The sequence below is a fragment of the Streptomyces sp. 2P-4 genome, assembly GCF_030167965.1.
Lineage (GTDB): Bacteria > Actinomycetota > Actinomycetes > Streptomycetales > Streptomycetaceae > Streptomyces > Streptomyces globosus_A.
This window is the reverse complement of the sequence record NZ_CP095011.1, coordinates 1,628,679-1,645,858: the sequence shown is the minus strand read 5'-3', so window position 1 is coordinate 1,645,858 and position 17,180 is coordinate 1,628,679. Positions and strand designations below refer to the sequence as shown.

General features: G+C 71.6%; 19 protein-coding genes. 11 read left to right on the top strand and 8 right to left on the bottom strand.

The window, feature by feature from the left end:
* Window positions 1–35 precede the first annotated feature (35 nt).
* Genes MUK52_RS06775 through MUK52_RS06760 form a run of 4 tightly spaced genes read left to right on the top strand, consistent with a single transcriptional unit; the run spans window position 36 to window position 4,028 of the window.
* Window positions 36–983, top strand: a complete 948-nt coding sequence (locus MUK52_RS06775) for an ABC transporter permease (protein WP_114054681.1) — start codon at window positions 36–38, stop codon at window positions 981–983.
* On the top strand, window positions 980–1,966 hold the full coding sequence (locus MUK52_RS06770) for an ABC transporter permease (RefSeq protein WP_114054682.1): 987 nt from the start codon (window positions 980–982) through the stop codon (window positions 1,964–1,966). The genes MUK52_RS06775 and MUK52_RS06770 overlap by 4 nt, the downstream gene beginning before the upstream one ends.
* The gene (locus tag MUK52_RS06765; protein WP_114054683.1) at window positions 1,966–3,009 is read left to right on the top strand and encodes an ABC transporter ATP-binding protein; all 1,044 of its coding nucleotides are present in this window, start codon (window positions 1,966–1,968) and stop codon (window positions 3,007–3,009) included. Before MUK52_RS06770 ends, MUK52_RS06765 begins: the two co-directional genes overlap by 1 nt.
* Window positions 3,006–4,028, top strand: coding sequence for an ABC transporter ATP-binding protein (locus tag MUK52_RS06760; protein ID WP_114054684.1), 1,023 nt, complete (start codon window positions 3,006–3,008; stop codon window positions 4,026–4,028). The genes MUK52_RS06765 and MUK52_RS06760 overlap by 4 nt, the downstream gene beginning before the upstream one ends.
* Window positions 4,029–4,110: 82 nt before the next feature.
* On the opposite strand, the gene MUK52_RS06755 is transcribed toward MUK52_RS06760, so the two are convergent.
* On the bottom strand, window positions 4,111–6,189 hold the full coding sequence (locus MUK52_RS06755; protein ID WP_284575053.1) for a S9 family peptidase: 2,079 nt from the start codon (window positions 6,187–6,189) through the stop codon (window positions 4,111–4,113).
* A 236-nt stretch (window positions 6,190–6,425) separates the two neighbouring features.
* On the opposite strand from MUK52_RS06755, the gene MUK52_RS06750 reads away from it, so the two are divergent.
* A complete protein-coding gene (locus MUK52_RS06750) occupies window positions 6,426–7,898 on the top strand; it encodes an MFS transporter (RefSeq protein ID WP_281277969.1) in 1,473 nt (490 codons plus the stop codon).
* A gap of 30 nt (window positions 7,899–7,928) precedes the next feature.
* Here MUK52_RS06750 and MUK52_RS06745 read toward each other — a convergent pair whose 3' ends face one another.
* The 5 genes from MUK52_RS06745 to MUK52_RS33145 all read right to left on the bottom strand — a co-directional run bounded on the left by MUK52_RS06745 (window position 7,929) and on the right by MUK52_RS33145 (window position 10,679).
* Window positions 7,929–8,162: a hypothetical protein gene (locus tag MUK52_RS06745; RefSeq protein ID WP_284575051.1), complete on the bottom strand. Its 234-nt coding sequence runs from the start codon at window positions 8,160–8,162 to the stop codon at window positions 7,929–7,931.
* A gap of 8 nt (window positions 8,163–8,170) precedes the next feature.
* Window positions 8,171–9,580: a cytochrome P450 gene (locus MUK52_RS06740; protein WP_114054687.1), complete on the bottom strand. Its 1,410-nt coding sequence runs from the start codon at window positions 9,578–9,580 to the stop codon at window positions 8,171–8,173.
* Window positions 9,581–9,715: 135 nt separating this feature from the next.
* Window positions 9,716–10,219, bottom strand: a complete 504-nt coding sequence (locus MUK52_RS06735; protein ID WP_284575050.1) for an NUDIX domain-containing protein — start codon at window positions 10,217–10,219, stop codon at window positions 9,716–9,718.
* The gene (locus MUK52_RS06730; RefSeq protein WP_114054689.1) at window positions 10,216–10,416 is read right to left on the bottom strand and encodes a ferredoxin; all 201 of its coding nucleotides are present in this window, start codon (window positions 10,414–10,416) and stop codon (window positions 10,216–10,218) included. The genes MUK52_RS06735 and MUK52_RS06730 overlap by 4 nt, the downstream gene beginning before the upstream one ends.
* A gap of 143 nt (window positions 10,417–10,559) precedes the next feature.
* Window positions 10,560–10,679: an excalibur calcium-binding domain-containing protein gene (locus MUK52_RS33145; protein ID WP_350205028.1), complete on the bottom strand. Its 120-nt coding sequence runs from the start codon at window positions 10,677–10,679 to the stop codon at window positions 10,560–10,562.
* A 442-nt stretch (window positions 10,680–11,121) separates the two neighbouring features.
* Between MUK52_RS33145 and MUK52_RS06725 the strand changes: the two genes are divergently transcribed.
* The 4 genes from MUK52_RS06725 (at window position 11,122) to MUK52_RS06710 (ending at window position 13,650) form a co-directional block, all read left to right on the top strand.
* Window positions 11,122–11,523 (top strand): hypothetical protein, encoded by a 402-nt coding sequence (locus MUK52_RS06725; protein WP_284575049.1) that lies wholly within the window; start codon window positions 11,122–11,124, stop codon window positions 11,521–11,523.
* 63 nt (window positions 11,524–11,586) lie between these two features.
* On the top strand, window positions 11,587–11,850 hold the full coding sequence (locus MUK52_RS06720) for a hypothetical protein (RefSeq protein ID WP_284575047.1): 264 nt from the start codon (window positions 11,587–11,589) through the stop codon (window positions 11,848–11,850).
* On the top strand, window positions 11,843–12,778 hold the full coding sequence (locus tag MUK52_RS06715) for an ABC transporter ATP-binding protein (RefSeq protein ID WP_284575046.1): 936 nt from the start codon (window positions 11,843–11,845) through the stop codon (window positions 12,776–12,778). Before MUK52_RS06720 ends, MUK52_RS06715 begins: the two co-directional genes overlap by 8 nt.
* 62 nt (window positions 12,779–12,840) lie before the next feature.
* Window positions 12,841–13,650 carry a hypothetical protein gene (locus MUK52_RS06710; protein ID WP_284575044.1) on the top strand — a complete coding sequence of 270 codons (810 nt, stop codon included), beginning with the start codon at window positions 12,841–12,843 and terminating at the stop codon, window positions 13,648–13,650.
* A 245-nt stretch (window positions 13,651–13,895) separates the two neighbouring features.
* On the opposite strand, the gene MUK52_RS06705 is transcribed toward MUK52_RS06710, so the two are convergent.
* Complete coding sequence (locus MUK52_RS06705; protein WP_284575043.1) at window positions 13,896–14,336, bottom strand: ATP-binding protein; 441 nt, start codon at window positions 14,334–14,336, stop codon at window positions 13,896–13,898.
* 149 nt (window positions 14,337–14,485) lie between these two features.
* On the opposite strand from MUK52_RS06705, the gene MUK52_RS06700 reads away from it, so the two are divergent.
* The gene (locus MUK52_RS06700) at window positions 14,486–15,340 is read left to right on the top strand and encodes a helix-turn-helix domain-containing protein (RefSeq protein WP_284581668.1); all 855 of its coding nucleotides are present in this window, start codon (window positions 14,486–14,488) and stop codon (window positions 15,338–15,340) included.
* The gene (locus MUK52_RS06695; RefSeq protein WP_284575040.1) at window positions 15,337–15,534 is read left to right on the top strand and encodes a DUF397 domain-containing protein; all 198 of its coding nucleotides are present in this window, start codon (window positions 15,337–15,339) and stop codon (window positions 15,532–15,534) included. The genes MUK52_RS06700 and MUK52_RS06695 overlap by 4 nt, the downstream gene beginning before the upstream one ends.
* 101 nt (window positions 15,535–15,635) lie before the next feature.
* Here MUK52_RS06695 and MUK52_RS06690 read toward each other — a convergent pair whose 3' ends face one another.
* Window positions 15,636–17,165 (bottom strand): helix-turn-helix domain-containing protein, encoded by a 1,530-nt coding sequence (locus MUK52_RS06690; protein ID WP_114054734.1) that lies wholly within the window; start codon window positions 17,163–17,165, stop codon window positions 15,636–15,638.
* Window positions 17,166–17,180 lie beyond the last annotated feature (15 nt).

The window sequence follows — 17,180 nt, the reverse complement described above, 5'->3', positions numbered from 1 at the left end:
GCCCCGGCACCCGAGACACGACACCCACGACACCCATGACAGCCACCGCAGCCCCCCAGGCCGCGACGGCCGAGACGCTCCCCCCGGGCAGCAGCCCCTGGCAGCTCGCCCGGCGGGAGCTCCGCCGCCGCCCCGCCGTCCGCATCAGCCTCTGCGTCGTCACCCTCTTCGTCCTGATGGCCGCCACCGCCCCCTGGCTCAGCGCCCTGGGCGGCTGGTCGCCCGAGGAGTTCGACAAGTCCGCCGTCGACCCCTACCTCGGCGGCCTCCCCCTCGGCTCCTTCGGCGGGATCAGCCCCGAGCACTGGCTCGGCGTCGAACCCGTCACCGGCCGCGACCTGTTCGCCCGCGTCGTCACCGGCGCCCAGGTCTCCCTGCTCATCGCGTTCTCCGCGACCGCGATCGTCGTCGTCACCGGAACCGCGGCCGGGATCGCCGCCGGCTACTTCGGCGGCCGCACCGACGCCGTCCTGTCCCGCCTGATGGACCTGACGATGTCCTTCCCGTCCCTCATCTTCATGATCGCGATGCTGTCCGTCGCCAAGGACGTCAACCGCATCGTCCTCATGACCGCCGTCATCGGCGTCTTCGGCTGGCCCGGCGTCGCCCGCGTCGTCCGCGGCCAGACCCTCTCCCTCAAGCACCGCGAGTACGTCGACGCCGCCCGCGTCGCCGGCTCCGGCTCCTGGCGGATCCTGACCCGCGAGATCCTCCCCGGCGTCTCCGGGCCGGTCATCGCCTACACCACCCTGCTCATCCCCGGCATGATCAGCACCGAGGCCGCCCTCAGCTACCTCGGCGTCGGCGTCCGCCCGCCCACCCCCTCCTGGGGCCAGATGATCGCCGAGTCCGTGGCCTTCTACGAGACCGACCCGATGTACTTCGCCATCCCCAGCACCTTCCTCTTCCTGGCCGTCCTCGCCTTCACACTGCTCGGCGACGCCCTGCGCGACATCCTCGACCCGAGGGGGAGCCGCAGTTGATCCTCTACCTCGCCCGCCGGCTGCTCGCCCTCGCAGGCGTGCTCCTGGCCATCGCCGCCGTCACCTTCCTCATCTTCTACGTCCTGCCCTCCGACCCCGCCGCGGCGGCCTGCGGCAAGACCTGCAGCCCCGAGCGGATCGCCGACGTCCGCGCCTACCTCGGCCTGGACCTGCCGCTGTGGCGGCAGTTCGCCGACTTCCTCACCGGCATCTTCACCGGCCGCACCCTCGGCACCGGCCAGTACGCCGTCCGCTGCGACTTCCCCTGCCTGGGCTACTCGTACGAGAACTCCCTGCCCGTGTGGGACCTGCTGATGGACCGCCTGCCCGTCTCGGCCTCCCTCGCCCTCGGCGCGGCCGTCCTGTGGCTCGTCCTCGGCCTCGGCGCCGGCGTCACCGCCGCCCTGCGCAAGGACACCGCCACCGACAAGGCCCTCATGGTCGGCGCCGTCGCGGCCGCCTCCCTGCCGGTCTACTTCACGTCGGTCATGCTCATCTACGGCGTCATCCGCATCGCCGGACTGCTGCCCTACCCCGCCTACACCCCCTTCGGCTCCGACCCGCTCGGCTGGGCCTCCAACCTCCTGCTGCCCTGGACCGCACTGGCCCTGCTCTACGCCGCCATGTACGCCCGCCAGAGCCGCGGATCCATGATCGAGGCCATGGCCGAGCCGTACATCCGCACCGCCCGCGCCAAGGGCATGCCCGAACGCACCGTCGTCGTCAAACACGGCCTGCGCTCCGGCATGACGCCGATCCTGACCATCTTCGGCATGGACCTCGGCGGGCTCCTCGCCGGCGCCGTCATCACCGAGTCCATCTTCGGGCTCCCCGGCATCGGCAGGCTGTTCTACGGCGCGCTCGTCAGCTCCGACCAGCCGGTCGTCCTCGGCGTCACCCTGCTCGCCGCCTTCTTCATCGTCGTCGCCAACCTCGCGGTCGACCTCCTGTACGCCGTCGTCGACCCGAGGGTGAGGTACTGATGGCCGCCACCGAAGCCACCGCCGCCACCGGCACCCCCCGCAGCGCCGACGCGCCGCTCCTCGCCGTACGCGGCCTCGGCGTCACCTTCCGCACCCCGCGCGGGCCCGTCCGCGCCGTCGACTCCCTCGACTTCACCGTCGAGGCCGGCCGCACCCTCGGCATCGTCGGCGAATCCGGGTCGGGGAAGTCCGTCACCTCGCTCGCCGTCATGGGCCTGCACCGCGGCGCCGACGTCGAGGGCTCCGTCCGCCTCGACGGGCAGGAGCTCACCGGCATGGCGGAGAAGAACCTCTCCCGGCTCCGCGGCCGGAAGATGGCCATGATCTTCCAGGACCCGCTGTCCAGCCTCCACCCCTACTACACCGTCGGAGAGCAGATCGCCGAACACGTCCGCGTCCACTTCCGCAGCGGCCGCGCCGCCGCCCGCAAGCGCGCCGTGGAGATGCTCGGCGAGGTCGGCATCCCGGAACCCGCCCGCCGCGCAGGCGAGTACCCGCACCAGTTCTCCGGCGGCATGCGCCAGCGCGCCATGATCGCGATGGCGCTGGCCTGCGAGCCCGACCTGCTCATCGCGGACGAGCCCACCACCGCCCTCGACGTCACCGTCCAGGCGCAGATCCTCGAACTCCTCGCCCGCCTCCAGCAGGAGCGCGGCCTCGGCATCGTCATGATCACCCACGACCTGGGCGTCGTCGCCCGCGTCGCCCACGAGGTGCTCGTCATGTACGGCGGCCGGGCCGCCGAACAGGCCGACGTCGACACCCTGTTCGCCGACCCCGCCCACCCGTACACCCGCGGCCTGCTCGACTCCATGCCCCGCCTCGCCGACGACGGCGACGACGGCCCGCTGCGCGCCATCCCCGGCTCCCCTCCCTCCCTGCTCACCCCGGCCCCCGGCTGCGCCTTCGCCCCGCGCTGCGCGGTGGCCACGGACCGCTGCACGCAGGAGCGGCCGCCGCTGCTGCCGTACGGGGACCGCCCCGGCCGGGCGGCCGCGTGCCACTACGCCGGATCCCCCATCGCCGAGGAGGCGGCCCCATGACCACACCCATCCACGCCGCGCCGCCCGCCGGAAGCCCGGAAGGGGCGGGCCCGGCGGCCCTGCTGTCGGTGCGGGACCTCACCATGGCCTTCCCCGGCCGGCGCTCCGCGACCGGCCGCCGGGGCGCGCCGGTCCGCGCCGTCGACGGGGTCTCCTTCGACCTGGCGGCGGGGGAGACCCTCGGACTCGTCGGGGAGTCGGGCTGCGGGAAGTCCACCACCGGCCGGATGCTCGTCCGCCTGCTGGAGCCCACCTCGGGCTCGGTCGTCTTCGACGGCCGGGATGTCACCCGCCTGTCGCAGCGCGCCCTGCGGCCCCTGCGCCGCGACGTCCAGATGGTCTTCCAGGACCCGCACTCCTCGCTGAACCCGCGCCAGACCGTCTCCCGGATCATCTCCGACCCGCTGCTCGTGCAGGGCTGGTCCGCGGCCGACGCCCGGCGCCGCGCCGCGGAGCTGATGGAGCTGGTCGGGCTGATCCCCGAGCACATCGACCGCTACCCGCACGAGTTCTCCGGCGGGCAGGCGCAGCGCATCGGCATCGCCCGCTCCCTGGCCACCGGGCCGCGGCTGATCGTCGCCGACGAGCCGGTGTCCGCGCTGGACGTCTCCGTGCAGGCGCAGATCGTCAACCTGATGGAGCGGCTGCGGGAGGAGCTCGGGCTGTCGTACGTGTTCATCGCGCACGACCTGTCCGTGGTGAAGCGGGTCAGCGACCGGGTGGCGGTCATGTACCTGGGCCGGATCGTCGAGATCGGCGCGAAGCGCGACCTGTACGACACCCCCCAGCACCCGTACACGCGGGCGCTGCTGTCCGCCGTGCCGCTGCCCGATCCGGCGGCGGAGCGGCGGCGCGAGCGGATCGTCCTGCTCGGGGACCCGCCGAGCCCGGCCGCGCCGCCGCCGGGCTGCTCCTTCCACCCGCGCTGCCCCAAGGCGCAGGAGGTGTGCCGCACGGAGCGGCCCCTGCTGCGGATCGCCGCCTCCCGCGAGGTGGCCTGCCACTTCCCGGGCGACTGACGGGTTAACCCGGGAAGGAGGGGGCCCCGGCGCCGACACGGTCGGCTCCGGGGCCCTTCGCCGTTCCGGCGGGCGTACGGCCTCAGGCGGCGAGTTCGCGGCGGAAGAAGTCCAGTTCCAGCGCCATCAGCTTCTCCCGGACCCCGCCGGGGGTCATGTGGGTCACGCCGGGCAGCGCCAGCAGCTGGTGGGGGCGGCCCGCGTCGGTCAGGGCCCGGGAGAGGCGCAGGGTGTGGGAGGGGTGGACGTTGTCGTCGGCGAGGCCGGTGCTGAGCAGCAGCGGACGGGTCAGCTTCGGCGCGTCGGGGATCAGCGAGTCCCGCTCGTACACCTCGGGGTGGTCCTGGGGCAGGCCGAGGTAGCGCTCGGTGTACGCGGTGTCGTAGTGCCGGAAGTCGGTGGGCGCGGCGCCGGCCGAGGCCGCGTGGAAGACGTCGGGCCGGCGCAGGACGGCGAGTGCCGCGAGGTAGCCGCCGTAGGACCAGCCGCGGACGCCGACGCGGGTGAGGTCCAGGTCGCGGTGGCGGGCGCCGAGGGCCTGCAGGGCGGCGGTCTGGTCCTCCAGGGTGACGTCGGAGAAGCCGCGGTACATGGCGTGTGTGAAGGCGGGGGAGACGTACGGGGTGCCGCGGTTGTCGGCGGTCACGACGGCGAAGCCCTGGTCGGCCCACCACTGGCGGTACTGCCAGCGGCGCGGCTCGGCGCTGACGTCCTGGAAGCCGGGCCCGCCGTAGCCGTCGACGAGGACGGGCAGCCGCCTGCCGGGGACGTGCCCGCGGGGCAGGACGAGCGCGGTGGGGACGCCGTGCTCGGTGACGCGCTCCAGCAGCGGCGCGACCCGGTACGGCAGCGGCTGGGAGAGGTCGCCGGGGGTGAACTGCCGCCCGTCGGCGGTGTGCAGGGTGCGGCGGACGCCGTCGCGGTCGGCGGCGGTCAGGAGCAGCGAGCCGGCCGAGGCGATGACGCTGTGCACGGCGGGGACGCCGGTGCCGTCGGCGAGGACCGTGTGCGCGCCGGACTCGGGGTCGAGGAGGAGCACCTGCTGCTCGGCGGGGTCGCGCAGGCCGGCCTCGACGAGCAGCCGGCCCTGGTGGAATCCGGCGACGCGCCGGATCTGGATGCCGGCGCCGGTGAGCGGCCGGCCGTCGACGGCGAGGGTGCGGGCGGCGCCGTCGGGGGTGTCGGCTGCGGTGAGCATCCGCCCGTCGGGGAGGCGGGCGGGGGTGCCGGGGAGGGGGTCGACCCACTGGGGGTGGGTGGTGCGGGAGAGTGTGCGGGTGCGGCCGGTGGCGGGGTCGGCGCTGAGCAGGAGGACGTCCTGCTGGAGCCGGTCCTGGACGGTGAGCAGGATCTCTTCGGAGGACTCCCAGCCGGCGTCGGAGAGGTAGGGGTGGCGGTCGGTGTCCCAGTGGATGCGCACGCGGTGGCCGCCCGGGCCGAGGACCCACAGCTGGACGTCCGCGTTGGGCCCGCCGGCCTCGGGGTAGGCGAACTCCTCGGGCGGCAGCTCGGGGCGGGCCGGGTCGGCGAAGTGGCGCCGCTGGAGGGCGCCTTCGGCGACGCGGGCGGCCAGCAGGGTGACGCCGTCGGGGGACCACCAGTGGCCTCGGTCGCGGCCCAGCTCCTCGGCGGCGGCGAACTCGGCGACGCCCCAGCGGGCGCCGTCGTCGGGGCTGATGCGGCCGCCGGGGGAGGTGTGGAGGGCGTCTCCGGCGACGTAGGCGGTGCGGGAGCCGTCGCCGCTCGGGCGGGGGTCGAAGGCGGGCCCGGCGGTGGGGACCTCGGCGGGCGGGGCGGCGGGGGTGCCGGGGCCGGCGTACGCGACGCGGTAGAGGGTGCCGTACAGGGCGAAGACGGCGTGGCGGCCGTCGCCGGAGAGGGCGTAGCTGCCGATGCCGTCGGCGGTGAGCCGGATCCGCTCGCGCAGCCGGCGCTCGGCCTCGGGGAGGGGGCCGGGCTCGGGGGCGAGGCGGCGCGGGTCGGCGAGGAGGGTCTCGGTGCCGGTGGAGGTGTCGAGGACCCAGAGGGAGTCGCGGGGGTCGGTGGGGCCGGTGGAGCGGAGGAACCAGAGGAGCCGGCCGTCGTCGCCGAAGGAGAAGGCGCGGGGGGCGCCGTACGCGAAGCGGCCGGTGGTGGTGGAGAGCCGGAGGAAGTCATCCATGCAGGCGAGTGTGCCATGTGAAATGGCACACTGTACATGTGGTGTCCGTTAGGCCATTCGAGTGGTGTACCGGGGGTGGCAGGTTTAGCGTCGACAGGGTGGACCCCAACGCAGCACCCGGCAAGGGGACCGACGGCACCGGCGACGGCGCGGGCGGCGGCGGACCGGGCGGCGGCGCGGGCAGCACGGACCGCGCGGGCGGCCGCGGCAACGGCAGCGGGCTCGCCCTCTTCACCATCGCCTCGTGCCAGCTCATGGTCGTCCTCGACATCACCATCGTGAACATCGCCCTGCCGCACATCCAGACGGCCCTGGGCTTCACCACCGAAAGCCTCGCCTGGGTCGTCAACGCCTACACGCTGACCTTCGGCGGACTGCTCCTCCTCGGCGGCCGGGCCGGCGACATCCTCGGCCGCAAACGCGTCTTCATCAGCGGCGTCCTGCTCTTCGGACTGGCCTCGCTGCTCGGCGGGTTCGCCCAGAGCGAGGGCCAACTGCTCGCCGCACGCGCCCTCCAGGGAGCCGGCGGAGCCATCGCCTCACCCACCGCGCTCGCCCTGATCACCACCACCTTCCGCGAAGGACCCGCCCGCAGCAGGGCCTTCGGCGTCTTCGCAGGCGTCTCCGCGGCCGGGGGCGCGATCGGACTCCTCGCCGGCGGCATGCTCGTGGAGTGGCTCGACTGGCGCTGGGTGCTCTTCGTCAACGTCCCCATCGCCGCAACGATCGCCGTCCTCGCCGCCCGCGTCCTGAACGAGTCCGAGCGGCACCCCGGGCACTTCGACGCGGCCGGCGCCCTGCTGTCGACGTTCGGCATGGCCTCCCTCGTCTACGGGTTCATCCGCGCGGCCGAGGACGGCTGGAGCGACCCGCTCACCCTCGCGTCGTTCGGCGCCGCCGTGGTGCTGCTGACGCTGTTCGTCGCCAACGAGAGGCGCTCGGCGCAGCCCATCACCCCGCTGCACATGTTCGCCGACCGCAACCGGGCCGGAACCTACGGCATCATGCTCTTCCTCGCCTGCGCGATCTTCGGCATGTTCTTCTTCCTGACCCTCTACGTGCAGAACGTCCTCGGCTTCAGCCCGCTGGAGGCCGGCCTCGCCTTCCTGCCGGTCAGCGCCATCATCGCCGTCGGCGCCGGCATCACCTCCCACCTGCTGCCCGTCCGCGGCCCCAAGCCGTTCATGGTCACCGGCGCGCTGTGCTGCTCCGCCGGCCTGGCCTGGCTGACGCGGGCCGACGCCGACTCCACCTACCCCGGCAGCGTCCTCGGGCCGATGCTCCTCTTCGGGCTCGGCATGGGCCTGCAGTTCGTGTCCCTGACCCTGATGGCCCTGTCCCACGTCCCCGACCGCGAGTCCGGCGCCGCGTCCGGGCTCCTCAACGCCACCCAGCAGGTCGGCGGCTCGCTCGGCCTGTCCGTCCTCGTCACCGTCTTCGGCACCGCCGCCCGCAGCGAGGGCCGCGCCCAGGCCCGCGACTTCCTCGCCAACGCCACCCCGGAGCAGCTCCTCGCCTTCCGCCGCACCGGCCGGCTGCCCGACCCCTGGGCCGACCAGGTGCTCACCGCCGGAGTGAACGCGGCGTTCGTCGTCGCGGCCGCGTTCACCCTGGTCGGCGCACTCATCGCCGTCTTCGCCATCAAGGTCCGCCCCTCCGACCTCGAACGCCTCCGCGGCCGCAGGCAGTCGACGTCGGCAGGGGCGTGACGGCGGCCTGTATCCGCGTCCGTGACGTGATCAGGTCGCGCTCATGCCGCGCTCCGGCCACACGCCCCGCTCCGCGTACAGCACGCCGAGCTTCCGCGAAGCGAGCAGGAACGCGTGGTCGACCCGCCCGTCCCGCACGGTCGAGGTGCGGGACGCCTTGTCCACGGCGAGCCGCCGCTCGAAGGCGTCCGGATCGTCGCCGAATTCGTACTCCACGAGCCCTCCGGTCTCGGAGACCTTGCGGAAGTACACCAGCGCAGCCACGGGACGCCTCAGCCGGCCACGCCGCGGACGCGGCAGCGGAGCGTGCCGTGCGTGCGCAGGGTGATGCCCGCGCTCAGCGGCACGTCCCGGTCGACCGCCTCGAACTCGTACGCCCGCAGCAGCACGGCCAGCGAGATCACCGACTCCAGCATCGAGAAGTGCTGCCCGATGCACGCGCGCGGCCCGCCGCCGAACGGGAACCAGGCGTACCGGGGCCGGTCCGCCTCCGCCTCCGGGGTGAAGCGGTCCGGGTCGAAGCGCTCCGGGTCCGGCCAGTAGCGGGGGTGCCGGTGCGTCACCCACGGCGCCAGGATCACGTTGGCGCCGCCCGGGACCGCGTACCCGCCGATCTCGGTCGCGGCGACCGAGTTCCGGCCGATCACCGGCGCCGCCGGGTACAGCCGCATCGCCTCCTTCAGCACCCGCGTCAGGTACGGCAGCCGCTCCAGGTCGGCCGCCTCCGGCTCCCGGTCGCCCAGCACGCGGGCGACCTCCTCCCGGGCCAGCGCCTGCTGCTCCGGGTGCAGGGCCAGCAGGTGCAGCGAGTACGCCAGGGACGTCGCGGTCGTCTCGTGCCCTGCGAGCAGGAAGATCAGCACCTGGTCGCGCAGCTCGGCGGCGTCGAACGCGCCGTCCTCGGAACTCGACGCCGCCGACAGCAGCCCCAGCAGGTCCTCGCCCTGCGCGTCCTCCCCGCCGGAGCGGCGCTCGGCGATGATCCGGTCGCAGACCCCGTACAGCTCCTCCAGCGCCTCCGCAGCCCGCCGGTTGCCGGGCGTCGGCCACGTCCGCGGGATGTTGACGGGGGAGTACCCGCGGCGCAGCACGTACTCCGTGATCACCGGGAAGCAGCGGTCGACGACGTCGACGGTGGTCTCGACGTCCGTCCCGAACAGGATCCGCGCGACCGCGCGCAGCGCCAGCTGCATCATCGCCTCGGAGACGTCGACGACCCCGCCCGGGACCCGCTCCCAGGCGGCGAGCGTCGTACGGGTCTCGGCCGCGACGGCCGCGGCGTAGCCGTCGACGCGGCGCCTGGTGAACAGCGGCTGCACGAGGCGGCGCTGGCGCAGGTAGTCCGCGTCCTGGCTGGTGAGGAGGCCGTTGCCGAAGGAGTCGCGGATCTCCTGGTAGAAGGGGTTGTCCTTGCGGAAGTTGGCCGACTCGGAGGCCAGGACCTGCTGCGCGCCCTCCGCGGAGAAGACGCAGTACAGGTCCTGGCGCAGTCCGGGCGGGCCCGCCGAGATCCGGACGACGTCGCCGAGCTCGCGGTGGGCCCGCAGGTAGGTGCCGAGTGCGTCGGACGTGAGCTCCGAGAGGGAGCCGAGCAGCGGACTCCCGGCCAGCACGGGCACCGGCCGACCGCGGCCCGTGCCGGTGTCGCTGCCCGTTCCTGTGCCTGTTCCCGCTGTCGCCATGGCCGCCCCCTCGACTCCGTACCCTGCCGGACCTGTTCCGGTCTGCCGATTCTGCCCCGGCGCCGGGCGGAGGGGCCCGATCCGGCGCCGGGGCTGGCCGAAAATCGCCGCCGGGGCGGTATTCGGACGGCGGGCTCAGCCGTCCCAGTCCCAGGTGTCGAAGTACGCGGCGGTCCCGGCCCGCCGGGCCTCCATGACGGCTTCGAGCCGCTCGAAGTCCCGCGGCGGCATCAGCGCCCGCCACTGCGCGAGCGGCAGGGCGCGTACGTCGTCGTGCTCGGCCGGGTCGAGGACGATGCCGTCGACCTGCTCGGCCGTCAGCCGCCCCCCGTCGAAGACGAACCCGATCGAACTCAGCGGCCACTCCTTCCCCGGCAGCCCGAAGACGGTGGCCAGCAGCCGCCGGGGGCCCTCGTACACGATGCCGGTCTCCTCCCGGCACTCGCGCAGCGCCGTCTCCCAGGGGCGCTCGCCCTCGTCCATGCAGCCGCCGGGCCACTGCCAGGGGTGGCTGCGCGAGTAGACGGCCCGCAGCTGGACGGGCCGGTCGTGCTCGTCGGTGAAGAACAGGCAGCCGAAGGCGCTGGCCTTGGGCAGGGTCGCGGCGAACTCCTCGGCGGGCAGCCAGCCGGAGGTCACGTGCCGGGGAGTGTGATCGCCTGTACGGGACATGCGCGGGCGGCCTCCTTCAGCATCGGGTCGCCGCCACCGTCCTCGCGGCCCGGGATCACCATCCCGAACCCGTCGTCGTCACTGGTGAACACCGAGGGCGCTCTGAGGGCGCACTGGCTGCTGCCGATGCAGACGTCGGTGTCGATGGTGATCCTGTCGGCCATGGATCCGCCCTCCGGGGTACAGGCCGGCACGCGGTCGCGTGCACGCGCGACCCATGATCGCCCGGGCCGCGCCCCACCCCCGGGCGAGTCGCCCGCCCATTCACCCTGATGGGGGAGGGGGCAGGGTCGGGCGGCGGTGAGCGTCACTCGCAGGCGACACCATCGCCGTCACGGTCGCGGTGCCGGCCGTGTACGGGGTCCCTGCGCCGGATCGGGCGACCTCGGCGGCCCGGACGGCACTGCAATAGCGGCGACTGCGACACGACTCCCCTCGCGGCACCACCCGGAGACCGTCCTCCGGAAAGGGCCGCTCGTCCGTTCGACGGAATCGAGTCCGAACACAGTGGCTGAATTCCTCTACCGGCTGGAGGGTGTGGGATTGCTTTTGGACGAAGTGGCCGATAGCTTCGCGCAATGCGGCTTGAATTGATCGATGGAATGCAAGGCGTTCCAAATGCGCCGCGAACCCCGAGAATGCAAAGGTTTCCGTGCCGTGTTGCGCATGATCTTCTTCACGTGCACGTCGATTGCTTCGGAACTCCCGTTCCTTGTACGGTCCTTGCGTACGTCCACGGCAGGCCGAACGGGTCTGCATACGAGGAGAAATAAAACGGGGAAGAAGACCGCGGGAGCACTGGTCTTGCTTGGAATCATCGCCTGCGCTCCTGCAAGCCTTCTTCCCCGGCTACGCATCTAGGAGTGTACGTGAAGCGCACTACTCTGCGTGCCGCCGGTGCTTCGGCGCTCGCCGCTGTTGCCTTCGGCTTCGCCGCGCCGGCTGCACATGCGGCCACGTCGCAGCCCGTCCGGACCGTGGCTGTGGTCCAGGTGGCGGATGTCCAGCAGGCGCCGGGTGTTGGCGGCCCCTCGCCGGTCGCCGGGTCGGAAGACGGCTGGCGGCACGTCGTTGAGAAGGCATGGGAGGCCATCAAGAAGTCGGGCCTGGCGAGGAAGGCTTGGGAGGCGGCCAAGGGCGGCCAGACCAGCTTCTGGAACTGGGTCAACAGCCTGTCGAACGCCAACCCGGTCAAGTGGACCATCAAGGCGCTGCCGGGGGCCGCCGTCCAGGAGCTGATCGCCTACATCCTCGAGCACTACACCGGCTGACCGCTTCCTGCCGCCGGGCTTCCCCTGCCCGGCGGCAGGAGTGATCTGTTGAAAGGTTAACGTGTGGCCCTGACCCGTGAGACCGTCGTGCGCAACCTGTGGGCCTCCCCGGCGCTGTTCATCGCCGCCGCCTTCGTTGCCTTCGTGGTCGTTCGTTCCGAGGCCGCCGTCCGTGTCGGCTGGCTCCTCTACTTTGCAGGATGGCTGCCGCCGCTGACAGCACTGGCGGTCTGCATCGCACGCAAAGACCGTCCTGGACCGGGTGCCGCTTTCGCAGCCATGGTGCTTCTCGGTTTCGGTCTTCTGTTCTGGCTCAATCATGGGTGAGTCACTGCAAGCACCGCGGCATGGCGCCCCCGCCCACGTTGCTGTGCGCGCGGAGAACCTGACCTGGCGGCACCGTGGCAAGAAGGTCGTCGACAACGTCCGCCTTGAGCTGCCCAACGGAGTGGTGACTGGGCTCTTGGGGGCGAACGGCGCGGGCAAGACCAGCACGCTGCGGTTGATGCTGGGCCTGGTGGCCGGCGAGGGGCGCACCACCTATTTCGGTCATCCGCTGTCGCATTGGCGCGCCCCTGCCCGGATCGTCGGCGCGGTCATGGGCGGAGTCGCAGGGCATCCCCGGCACACACTCACCGCGCACCTGAGGATGGTCGCAGCCGGAATAGGAGTGCGGGACAGCCGGGTACTAGAAGTCGTTGAACAGGTCGGCCTCACAGCCGCCGTCGACAAGCCGCTCGAGGCTCTATCGCTGGGCATGGCCCAGCGGGCTGGGATCGCGCAGGCCGTGTTGGGCGATCCGGGCGTGCTCATCCTGGATGAGCCGGCCAACGGACTCGACCCGCACTCCATCCGCTGGCTCCGCGACACGCTCAGGCAGCTCGCCGACGAGGGCAAGGCGGTTCTCGTCTCCAGCCACCTGCTGGCAGAGATGCAGAAACTCGCCGACCGGGTCGTCATCATCGCTCGAGGACGTGTCGTGGCCGAAACCGATATTGACGCCTTGGCGCGCATCGGCGCCGAGGTGACCATCGAGAGTCCCCGTGTCTCCGAACTTGCTCAGCCGGTCCAACGCCTGGGTGGAGTCTTTGAACCGGTCGGCGACCACAGGGCGAAGATCCGAGGGGTTAACAGATTCCAGGTAGGCGACCTCGCCGTTGAATGCGGCATACCCGTCCACTGGCTCGACGAGCAAGCACGATCCCTGGAGGATTATTACCTGTCAGTGGCTGAAGAAGAGTTCCACGTCTCATGAGCCACGGCGCACACCCTGACAAAGCCCGAACACCTACCACCCCCACGCACGCTGTCGCACTCGTGCGTGGACTGCACTACGAGTGGCGGCATGTGGCCGCCTTGCGCTCCACGTGGGTCCTCCTGTCGGTCATCGCTACGCTGAACCTGGCCGCAGGCCTGGCCACGCCCTTCGGCCTGAAGCCGGGATCGGCCCCGTCCTCCTGGTCCATGGCAACCACGCTGCAGATGGATGCCGTCGCTCTCCAGCTCCCGCTCAGCGCCCTCCTTCTCCTGCCGCTGGAAACCGGATCAATAGCCACCGAGCTGACGCGTGGGTCGGCCAGGACAACGTGGCTGACCCTGGCCTGCCGTCGCACCGCCTACATGTCCAAACTCCTGGTGGGCGGCGCGATCGGAGCTTTGACCGCGCTCGGCGGTGCTATCCTCGCCGCCCTGTCTGCAGGCGTGTGCCTCGCGGCGACCGGACACCTGCAGCCCGCCTGGACGCACACCCTTCCGAGCTTGCTCGGGTACGTGCTCTTCATGACTTGCTGGCCCCTGATCGCGCTCTCGACAACCGTACTTGTGCGCAACCGCACTGCCGCAGTGCTCCTGCTGGTGCTGTGGCCACTGCTCGGCGAACGCATAACCGGCCTCGCGCTGCGCCTCGTTCCCGGCCTGGCACCAGTTGCCGACTGGCTTCCGTTCAGCGCCGGCAGGGCAGCCATGGCTGCAAGCGCCGACACCCTCTCTGAAGCGGACCGTGCCATGACGCAGACGCTCATCGGCAGCGATCTCTCCAGTGCCGCAGGCGCTGCTGCGTTCCTCGCGTTCACCGTCTTGTGCGCGATCCTCGGCACGCAGGCGTACACGAAGAGGGATGTGTACTGAGCCTGTCTCGAGCGATGTGTCACGGGGTTCGGGGTTGCCGCTGGCTGCGGAGAACCGCTCATCGTTGTAGGGGTTCAGCCGAAGAGCGGCTCCGGTAGCCGGTGGCCGGGTCGCTGTGGGCGGTTCGGGTGGTGCTCACGTTTGCTGTGTCCTCCAGAACTCCCATGCAGGGCGCACACGGAGGGCCGACGCCAGCGCCGCACACCGACAGTGCGGTGGCTGATTGCCGAAAGCGTGCTTGCCGGTCATTGGCCTGGAAGGCACACCTCCGCCCACACGGTCTTCCCCGGCGCACCGACCCGCGGCACCACCGCCCAGCGGCTCGCCAGCCGCGCCACGACGAGCAGCCCGCGCCCGGACTCGGCGTCTTCGGGGGGCTCTTGGGGAGAGAACAGCGGTACGCGTTCGCTGCGCGTATCGGTCACCTCGATGCGCAGGGTGCCGGTCGAACCGGTCAGCCGGATGTGGAAGTCCCGCCCCGGGACGTGCCCGTGGCGGACGGCGTTGCCGGTGAGCTCGGCGACGATCAGCGTCAGCTTCTGGTTCGCGGGGGAGGCGTACGGGTGGCCCCACGTGGTGAGGCAGTGGGAGACCAGCCGACGGGCGAGGCGGGCGCCGCGCGGCGAGGAGGTGAAACGCATCGAGAACTCAAGGGCTGCCCTGGTGGGGGAAGTTTCGCTGTTCATGGGGCACAGGCTTCCGGGGGCCGCTTACGCTGCGTAAGACACGGAGCGCTTACAGGTACTGGCGGTATGCGAGGTGTCGGCGCCTGTAGGCGGTGCGGAGCGTGACGGCCGATGCGGAGCGGCGTTGGCCGGTGGAGGTGATGGCGGGCATGAGCGAACCCACCCTGCGGCCGGAGGACGACGACCCGGGCGAAGCCGCGCCGGACCCTGGCTCGGGGATCCTGCGCGTCTTCGGACGCCAGCTGAAACGGTTCCGGATCCGGGCCGGGGTGGAGCGGACCGAGATGGGGGCGAGGCTCGGCTACTCGGCGTCGACCATCGCCGCGTACGAACAGGGACGGCGCGTGCCGCCGCCGCGCTTCATCGACCAGGCGGACGACCTGCTGGACGCGGGCGAGGTCCTGAAGGAGATGAAGGAGGAGGTCGCGCGGGCGCAGTACCCGGCGTTCTTCCGCGATGCGGCCAAGTTGGAGGCCGAGGCGGTCGAACTACACGTGTACGACACGCATGTGGTCAACGGGCTCCTACAGACCGAGGAGTACGCCAGAGCGGTGTTTGGCATGTGGAGGCCGCTCCTGGATGAGTCGGTCATCACGGAGCGGATCGCGGCCCGACTGGCCAGGCAGGAGATCTTCGCCAGGCGCCCGCACCCGCACGTCAGCTTCGTGATCGAGGAGGCTGCACTCCGCAAGCGCCTTGGAGGACAGGACGTCTGGCGCGGGCAGCTGGAACACATTCTGTTGGTTGGTCAGGCGCGCAATGTCGAGATCCAGGTCATGCCGCTCGATCGCGAGGAGCACGCGGGCCTCGCGGGGCCTTTCACCTTGATGGAGATGAGGGATGCCCGCAGGATTGCCTACGTTGAGGTGCAGAGCGACAGCCGTCTGCACACCGAGCGGGGCAAGGTCCGTGAGCTGGAGGCCACGTATGGCAGCCTGCGTGCTCAGGCCCTCACACCGTGGGATTCGCAGGCCCTGATCGAGAAGTTGCTGGGAGACCGATGAACGTGAACAAGCACGAGAACGACACGCTTGCCTGGTTCAAGAGCAGCTACAGCGCCGGGGACGGCGGCCAGTGCGTCGAGGTGGCCGGAAGCCCGAGCAGCGTCCACGTCCGCGACTCCAAGGACACGAGCCGCCCCGGGCTCGTGGTCGGCGGTCCGGCGTGGACCGCCTTCGTCGGCTTCGCGAGCCGGTAGAGCCGTGACGAGGGGTGCCCCGGACCCTTGGGGAGTCCGGGGCATCCCGTGCGTCACGCCTCTCCCCGGCCGCCCTGCGCGCCGGGGTGGGAGCGCCAGACCTAGATGTCCCGGAAGGTCTCGATCTGGGCGCCGACCGAGTTCAGGCGTTCCGCCAGCTCCTCGTAGCCGCGGTTGATGACGTACACGTTGCGGAGGACCGAGGTGCCCTCCGCGGCCATCATCGCGAGGAGGACCACCACCGCCGGGCGCAGGGCCGGCGGGCACATCATCTCCGCCGCGCGCCAGCGCGTCGGGCCCTCGACCAGGACGCGGTGCGGGTCCAGGAGCTGGAGGCGGCCGCCGAGGCGGTTGAGGTCGGTGAGGTAGATCGCCCGGTTGTCGTACACCCAGTCGTGGATCAGGGTCTGGCCCTGGGCGACGGCCGCGATGGCCGCGAAGAACGGGACGTTGTCGATGTTCAGCCCGGGGAACGGCATCGGGTGGATCTTGTCGATCGGCGCCTCGAGCTTCGAGGGGCGCACCGTCAGGTCGACCAGGCGGGTGCGGCCGTTGTCGGCCGTGTACTCCGCCGAGCGGTCGTGGTCGAGGCCCATCTCCTCCAGGACCGCGAGCTCGATCTCCATGAACTCGATCGGGACGCGGCGGATGGTCAGCTCGGACTCGGTCACGACCGCGGCGGCGAGCAGGCTCATCGCCTCGACCGGGTCCTCGGAGGGGGAGTAGTCCACGTCCACGTCGATGTTCGGGACGCCGTGGACGGTGAGGGTCGTGGTGCCGACGCCGTCCACGCGCACGCCCAGCGCCTCCAGGAAGAAGCACAGGTCCTGGACCATGTAGTTGGAGGAGGCGTTGCGGATGACGGTGACACCGTCGTGGCGGGCCGCGGCCAGCAGCGCGTTCTCGGTGACGGTGTCCCCGCGCTCGGTCAGCACGATCGGGCGGTCCGGGCTGGTGTTCGGCTCCACCTTGGCGTGGTAGATGCCCTCGGTCGCGGTGATGTCCAGGCCGAAGCGGCGCAGGGCGATCATGTGCGGCTCGATGGTGCGGGTGCCCAGGTCGCAGCCGCCCGCGTAGGGGAGGCGGAACTGGTCCATGCGGTGGAGCAGGGGGCCCAGGAACATGATGATGCTCCGGGTCCGGACCGCTGCCTCCGCGTCGATGGCGTCCATGTCGAGGTCCGCCGGCGGTACGAGCTCCAGGTCGACGCCGTCGTTGATCCAGCGGGTGCGGACGCCGATCGAGTTCAGGACCTCCAGGAGCCGGTAGACCTCCTCGATGCGGGCGACGCGGCGCAGCACCGTGCGGCCCTTGTTCAGGAGGGAGGCGCAGAGGAGCGCGACGCAGGCGTTCTTGCTCGTCTTGACGTCGATGGAGCCGGAGAGGCGGCGGCCGCCGACGACACGCAGGTGCATCGGGCCGGCGTAACCGAGGGAGACGATCTCGCTGTCCAGCGCCTCGCCGATCCGCGCGATCATTTCAAGGCTGATGTTCTGGTTGCCGCGCTCGATGCGGTTCACGGCGCTCTGGCTGGTGCCCAGGGCGTCTGCAAGCTGACTCTGCGTCCAGCCACGGTGTTGCCGGGCGTCACGGATGAGCTTGCCGATGCGTACGAGGTAGTCGTCTGCCATGGGTGCACCGTATCT